The 6,097-nt window shown below is 53.4% G+C and carries 9 protein-coding genes; 1 reads left to right on the top strand and 8 read right to left on the bottom strand.

What is annotated here, in order from left to right:
• On the top strand, positions 1-220 hold a 220-nt coding region (locus tag O6929_02330; GenBank protein MCZ6479234.1), incomplete at its 5' end, for a hypothetical protein.
• Between the two features lie 38 nt (positions 221-258).
• On the opposite strand, the gene O6929_02325 is transcribed toward O6929_02330, so the two are convergent.
• From O6929_02325 to O6929_02290, 8 genes are all read right to left on the bottom strand, one after another.
• The gene (locus tag O6929_02325) at positions 259-390 is read right to left on the bottom strand and encodes a hypothetical protein (protein MCZ6479233.1); all 132 of its coding nucleotides are present in this window, start codon (positions 388-390) and stop codon (positions 259-261) included.
• Between the two features lie 68 nt (positions 391-458).
• Positions 459-1,529, bottom strand: coding sequence for a TIGR04053 family radical SAM/SPASM domain-containing protein (locus O6929_02320; protein MCZ6479232.1), 1,071 nt, complete (start codon positions 1,527-1,529; stop codon positions 459-461).
• Between the two features lie 88 nt (positions 1,530-1,617).
• Positions 1,618-2,550: a malate dehydrogenase gene (mdh, locus tag O6929_02315; protein MCZ6479231.1), complete on the bottom strand. Its 933-nt coding sequence runs from the start codon at positions 2,548-2,550 to the stop codon at positions 1,618-1,620.
• A gap of 55 nt (positions 2,551-2,605) precedes the next feature.
• Positions 2,606-3,145, bottom strand: coding sequence for an emp24/gp25L/p24 family protein (locus O6929_02310; protein MCZ6479230.1), 540 nt, complete (start codon positions 3,143-3,145; stop codon positions 2,606-2,608).
• 629 nt (positions 3,146-3,774) lie between these two features.
• Positions 3,775-3,996, bottom strand: a complete 222-nt coding sequence (locus tag O6929_02305) for a hypothetical protein (protein ID MCZ6479229.1) — start codon at positions 3,994-3,996, stop codon at positions 3,775-3,777.
• Positions 3,997-4,024: 28 nt separating this feature from the next.
• A complete protein-coding gene (locus tag O6929_02300; GenBank protein MCZ6479228.1) occupies positions 4,025-4,675 on the bottom strand; it encodes a hypothetical protein in 651 nt (216 codons plus the stop codon).
• Positions 4,676-4,982: 307 nt separating this feature from the next.
• Positions 4,983-5,117: a hypothetical protein gene (locus O6929_02295; protein ID MCZ6479227.1), complete on the bottom strand. Its 135-nt coding sequence runs from the start codon at positions 5,115-5,117 to the stop codon at positions 4,983-4,985.
• 188 nt (positions 5,118-5,305) lie between these two features.
• Positions 5,306-6,097, bottom strand: a 792-nt coding sequence (locus O6929_02290; GenBank protein MCZ6479226.1) for a hypothetical protein, incomplete at its 5' end; no start/stop codon positions are given.

Here is a 6,097-nt window from a genome sequence, read left to right as displayed (position 1 = left end):
GGGAGACTTTATAACCTACACGGGAGCAATGGCATTGCTGATTATTGTAGGGCTGGTTGGAGCAATACTCCATATAGAATCCGAGCTGATTCAGGGCAGCCTGATCGTGAAGGAGCGACTGTTGCGAGGCCCACCCGCTCTAGGGCCGCTATTATTCTGTAATGTGGGGATACTAGGTTTTTTGGTCCTTCTTGATCCCGTTGAAATGAGATCGCGTTGACGATCAAAGAGCAGCAGCCTTGTAACTTCCTTCTCCGATCACTCTACTGCCTCCCTCACATACTCATCGATTGCAGTGGAGACCGACCCAACCTCCCACAGCTGATTAAGCGTCCCAACAAGCAGCTCTAAAATGGATTTAAGCCGCACCGCGTCTATGATGGTGTCCATCTCCGCCCGAAAACTCTATCATAAAATTTCCATCTCCTTGTGATCCTTTCCAGGGCACCCTCTGCTCTTCATGTCCATGCCGCTTCGAATCTGTTTGGCTCATAGGCACATAGAGGATCGCTTTCCAGTGGGTCTCCACTTGTTGCATAAGCCCGCGCTCGCGAGCCCCCGCAGACCTCTCTAAACTCACACTGTCCGCACTTTCCTTTGAATGTAGTTGTCTGGCGAATATTCTGGAAGACCTCTGAATGTCGATAGATCTCGACAACGTCGGCAGTTCGGACATTCCCCGCAACCAGGGGGAGAAAGCCGGAAGGATAGACATCTCCAGTATGGGAAATGAACATGACGCCGTTGCCGTCCCGTATGCCGAATCCTTTCCCGACTGAGCTTCCTCGGATTCCGGCCAGGGGAATTCCTTCGGCCCGCAATTTCTGTATGGCTACACGGCGAAAATGCGGCGCCTCAGTCGTCGCAACGATAAAGGGAGCGTCCTTTGAAATACCGTAGAGCCAGTGATGCAGGGCTTCACACTGTTCAGGGCTAACTTCTCTTAACGCGCCGCCCCGACCCACCCCGATCAAATAAAAGAGGCTCCATCGCATAAGGCTAAGCCCTCTCACCAGCTTATATATGTCAGGGATATCTGCCTCTGTCTCCGCTGTGACGAGGGTATTGACCTGAAGGGGAAGCCCTTCAGCACGAGCATGTTGGGCCGCTTCGATGGTCCAGGCAAAGCAGCCTGGAACTCCGCGAAAGCTGTCGTGCCTCTCCGCAGTTGAACCGTCCAGGCTTAGTCCTATGCTCTCCACACCGCAAGCCTTGAAGCGCTGTAGGACCTCTTGCGAAAGGGCCTGCGTTCCGCTGGGGGCGACCGACACGTGCAAACCCAGTCTTTTCCCGTATTCCAAAAGATAGAAAAAATCTGGCCGCTTTAAAGGATCACCGCCGGTAAGCACCAGATGAGGTCCACGTCCCCCAAACCCTCGCAACTTCTCCAGCAGGCCCTTGGCCTCTGAGGTAGTTAATTCTCTAGGATCGCGCCGAGCAATCGCCTCCGCACGGCAATGGCGGCAGGCAAGGTCACAGGCCCGGGTCAGCTCCCAATAAATAAGAAATGGTGCCTGGGAATAGACCATGCGTACTGGTCTACGCTGGTCTTCAGCCCCTTCCTCTCTGTGCAATTCGAGTGATTGAACCCTCGCTGACACTGACCCCTCCTTCTACTCACAGCCCGAGGCTGGAAATACTCTTCCTCACCAGCGCTGCAGAACGTTCCATAAACCGCCTCTCTTCACCGATAAGGTCAACTTCTATGATCTTCTCTACTCCCCTCGCACCTAACCTGACCGGAACGCCGAAGTAGATATCCTTCAATCCGTACTCCCCATCAAGATATGCGGAGCAGGGCATGACCCGCTTTTTGTCTCTAAGGATAGCCTCAGCCATCTCAGTCACGGCCGCACCGGGGGAAACAAACGCGCTGCCAGTCTTAAGAAGCTTAACGGTCTCACCCCCAGCATTGATCGTCCTGTTAATGATCTTTTGAATCCTTTCACAACTGAGGAGCTGGGTAATCGGGATGCCCGAAACAGTACAGTAGCGGGGCAACGGCACCATCTCATCGCCATGCCCTCCTAGGACGAGGGCCTGAGTATCTTCGACTGACACCTGAAGCTCCTCAGCCACAAAAGCGCGGAAACGAGAGGAGTCTAAAACCCCTGCTTGTCCCACCACCCGGTTTTTGGGAAATCCGCTCACTCGCAAGGCCAAATAAGCCATGGTGTCCAGAGGATTGGTCACTAGGATGAGGATGCAGTCAGGTGAGCAGCAAACCACCTCTCGAACCACGAACTCGACAATTTTCCGATTGACATTGATTAGATCTTCGCGACTCATCCCGGGCTTACGCGCAACGCCTGAAGTGATAATCACAATGTTTGACCCGGCAGTCGCCTGGTACTCCTGGCTGCCCACTATGCGAAGATCGAACCCCCCAATAGGTCCGGACTCCCATAGGTCCAACGCCTTCCCTTCAGCCAACCCATCAAGGATATCTACAAGGACGATATCCCCCAGCCCTCTGGCTGCGAACCACTGAGCCACTGAAGCACCGACATTGCCAGCACCGATGATCGTGATCTTTACTCTGCTGAGCATGCTATCTCCCTCTCACCCTGGCCAAGGCCGCTCAGGTTGGTGAACCAGATGAGCCCTACCTCGGCAAAACCAGGAACGTCGCGATCATTGAAGGGGCGTGCACTGAGCAGACAAGCTGGTAAGAGCCGGTTTTCTCCGCAGCGAATTGGACATGGTACTCTCGCCCTCGATTCCACTTCCTCGGGGCGACGACTCTTTGCCCATCAGGATCGGTGATCCACACCTCGTGCTCATCACCATTGACAATGAACACAGTGAGTTTTACCGTATCGCCCTGGTGCACGGTCACGAAGCTCGGGGCGAACATGTAGCTCGCAACCTGCCACTTCTTGGGTATTTTCCTGTCGAGCTCGTCGGGTACCTTGAAGCCATATCCCTTAGAGAGATCCTTTGGGTTGACGGCAGGCGGCGCGAGCTTATCGGCCGTCGTCGCGCCCTTCACCTCCACGGCATTAACGAATATCGTATGGGTGGTGCCCACGTCCGCCTGACCCAGACTCACACCCGTCGAGAGTGAGAGTCCCAACAGCGTCGCTGCTGCAAGAACGAGAAAGAACAACCCATTAGCAGTCCTGCGAATGATTATCCGACCCATCGTCTTTTCCTCCTTTCCTGTAATATGGCTTTGCACACTCTCTTTCTTTCTTCCTTCCGCGGTAGAGAGGCCTGACCGCGTGAAGGCCTTTTAAACCTTCACCAGCTTCACGTTCGTGTCATAGAAGCTCGCGCTACCACGAATGGGATCACTGAGGCAAAGATTCAAGAAACCTTAAGAAAAGTCCGCCACTCCCTCTGAATATTTTTCCTCGTTTCCCTCATGGTAGCCTCCTGGTATCAAGTCCTTTAAGGAACCCTGGCTTCTTTTCCGCAAGCCTTATGCCAAAGTTGGGGCAATCTATAATTAGGTTCAGTGTATGGGCCTATGGGTGGAGGAAAATGGCAGGGAATCGCTTATAAAAACAGTGGATTGGGCAGACCCCTCCTGATCTTCTGAAAGACAAATCCTGAACCCAGGAGAGAATGCTCGCCCTGGTTTGCTCCCAAAATTGAGAAACTCAGCTCGCTCCAATTGGAGGATTAAGAATCTAGCCGTCGGGAAGGAGCTTCATCCTCCATTCCCTGCGTCCCTCTGTGACAGTCAAGGCATCAATGCCTTTTCAGTTCCAGGCCCACACCCTACCCGAAAAATTAGCTTCGAATGATATTCTCCACCTCATTCCCGGCTTATACCCTGAGCAGCTTCACATTCGCCTCAAAGAAAGAGACGCTTCCCCCTATCGGGTCCGTAAGTCCTGCCCGGCCGACGCTCTCATCCACTCGGTTGACCGGATTGCTACACAGCCCCACAGCCTTACGTGAATCGGGTTTTATCCTCACGCCATTGACCACAATCTTATCGCTGGCGCCATAGGCATTCCATTGGCCGTAGTGCCAGAAGACAGCCACAACCCCAGGCCGAATACCCTCGATGAGCTTAACTTCCCCCCTCCACTTTGGCCTTGGTGCCATCTCCGAGATCGACTTCACCCTTGGAGTTGGTTTTGGAAGTGAGCCGACCACGACCGCTGTCCCGGAGGCCCAGGCGTGCCCCATCACGCTTATTGATCAAAACCTTGTTGCTCGTTTGGAGTGAGTAGTTTGCCCAGTAGTTGCCGATAGTCCGGCTGTGACCGCCAAAAATCTCTTTGTATGTGAACAGTCGTAGCGGAAAGTCAGGATCGGAGATCACGTGCCCTTTCGCGTCCATGGGTGGGTCGTAGTGAGGCAACCCGTCGAAGTGCCTCCCGGTCATGCTGTTCTTTGCCGCAGCAATCTCTTCAATAAAGATGTTCACCATCTTCCCGAATTTGTGGGGAAGCAGGCGGCCAGACTTTTCGTATTTATCAAAGTCCTCGTACCTGCCACCCCGATTGAGAACGTAGACGATTTTTGCCCACTCTTCAGGGCGGAGCGCCCTCCGCCATTTTTTCTCATCGAACACGGCCCTGGGCAGATGCCTCCTGGCTTTTCTGAAGAGCTCTATCTCTTGAGGAGAAGTGTCCGGGACGGCCTTCCCCTTCTTGTCGCCGAACGCGGTATTGGCGATTGCCTTGAGATAGAAATCCTCTGGCCGACGAAAATCCATGCCAGGGCCTAAGCCATCCTTCCCCACGCCTGGCAGACCCATTTCTTTGGCGGCTGCGCCTCAAAAAGAAATTCCTGCTAACATTCATTATTCGCTGTCACAGGGGAGGGCGTAGGGAAGAAATGACACTCACGTATCCTATCGCCTTCTCAAGTACCCCAAAGGTGGCATTGGAGGCGGATAGCAAATATGAACCGTTGAAGCGGTGGCCGGCGCGTATATCTACTACGGGATTTACGATTGTGGTCGAAAGGGACAGAGGATTTACAGACGAAGAAATCCCTGTGGAGTGGGTTGCTGTAGAAATCTAGCTCTTATTCATTAGTTGTCGCTCTATCTCCTCCTTCCTCTTCTGCCTCTCAGCAATCTCCTCGTAAAGCCTCGGTATCCGCTCCAGGAGATCCTTCCGCAACGCCTTCCCCCTATCGTACTCGTGGGTCATTTTTTATAGCATCAGGACTGGGACTCCTATCCACTCTAAGTTCCAGTTTTCCGAGACCACATTTTGGACAGGGATCTGATCGGGTCCATCCACTAGAAATCAGTCTTATGTCCTTGGAAATCGTTTCCTGGCGACGACGGAATACGCCCGCTCACATAGAAGAGATTATGCCCAATGCTTGCTGCGAGTCAGTAGACGTCAAATATCAATGTTAAGGCGCCGAAGGCCCCCGCGTTAGGCAATGCCAACCTTATTCGGTCGCGGTATTGCTGCAATCGTTGGATAATTTTCCCGGCCGCTTCTTCTTCAATTTCAACAAGATGTTTGAGGTCAAGGACCAGGCGTTCCTGACGTTTGGAAAGGGCTCGGCTTAGTTCTTCTGCCAGTCTGCCGGCACCCGCCTGATTCAAGGTGCCTTTCACTCGCACCCACACGATTTTTTCTGGCCGTAGTTCCACCTGCACCTGGTGTCCGCCGGAATCGTTGTCGCTCACTAAACGCCAGACCTTTGCTGGCAATGCTTCTTCAGGCATTCGAAAGGTATGCCGGATAAGGCTGGGATGCTGGAATAGTCCCAATTTCAGCGTCAGACCCGTCCATGCAGCCAGCCCCACCGCAGCAACGGATGCAAGGCGATTTGTCATGTTGGGAGGACCTAACGCATCCCGCAATCGGGTCTCCAGTTCAGCCATCCACTGTCGGATCCGCGGGCTAGGTGCGAAAATCCGCCCGGCCTTGAAAACCGCATGAGAGTGCTGCAGGTTCCGGGCGAAGAGTTGGGATTTCTTGCGTAGCATAGGATTGGGCGAGTTTCGAAGTTTCAGATAACCCAACAGCCGGGTCTCGACCCTACGAAAGATTGACGGCCCGAGTTGCTGATAGTCTTCCTCAAAACAATGTTCCTGGGCCGCCTCAATGGCTTTGGCGCTCATTGAGAGGTGCTTGACCATAGCCGTAAAACCTGTGCAGTTGCGGTAGTA

Source organism: Candidatus Methylomirabilota bacterium, from assembly GCA_027293415.1.
GTDB lineage: Bacteria > Methylomirabilota > Methylomirabilia > Methylomirabilales > CSP1-5 > CSP1-5.
Note: the sequence above shows the minus strand (reverse complement) of the source record. Positions and strands in the feature narration are given on the sequence as shown.

Bases quoted from the DNA above. Each gene is read 5' to 3' on its own strand.
- O6929_02310 (MCZ6479230.1), bottom strand. From the start codon at position 3,145: ATGGGTCGGATAATCATTCGCAGGACTGCTAATGGGTTGTTCTTTCTC.
- O6929_02325 (MCZ6479233.1), bottom strand. From the start codon at position 390: ATGGACACCATCATAGACGCGGTGCGGCTTAAATCCATTTTAGAGCTG.
- O6929_02295 (MCZ6479227.1), bottom strand. From the start codon at position 5,117: ATGACCCACGAGTACGATAGGGGGAAGGCGTTGCGGAAGGATCTCCTG.
- O6929_02320 (MCZ6479232.1), bottom strand. From the start codon at position 1,529: ATGGTCTATTCCCAGGCACCATTTCTTATTTATTGGGAGCTGACCCGG.
- mdh (MCZ6479231.1), bottom strand. From the start codon at position 2,550: ATGCTCAGCAGAGTAAAGATCACGATCATCGGTGCTGGCAATGTCGGT.
- O6929_02300 (MCZ6479228.1), bottom strand. From the start codon at position 4,675: ATGGATTTTCGTCGGCCAGAGGATTTCTATCTCAAGGCAATCGCCAAT.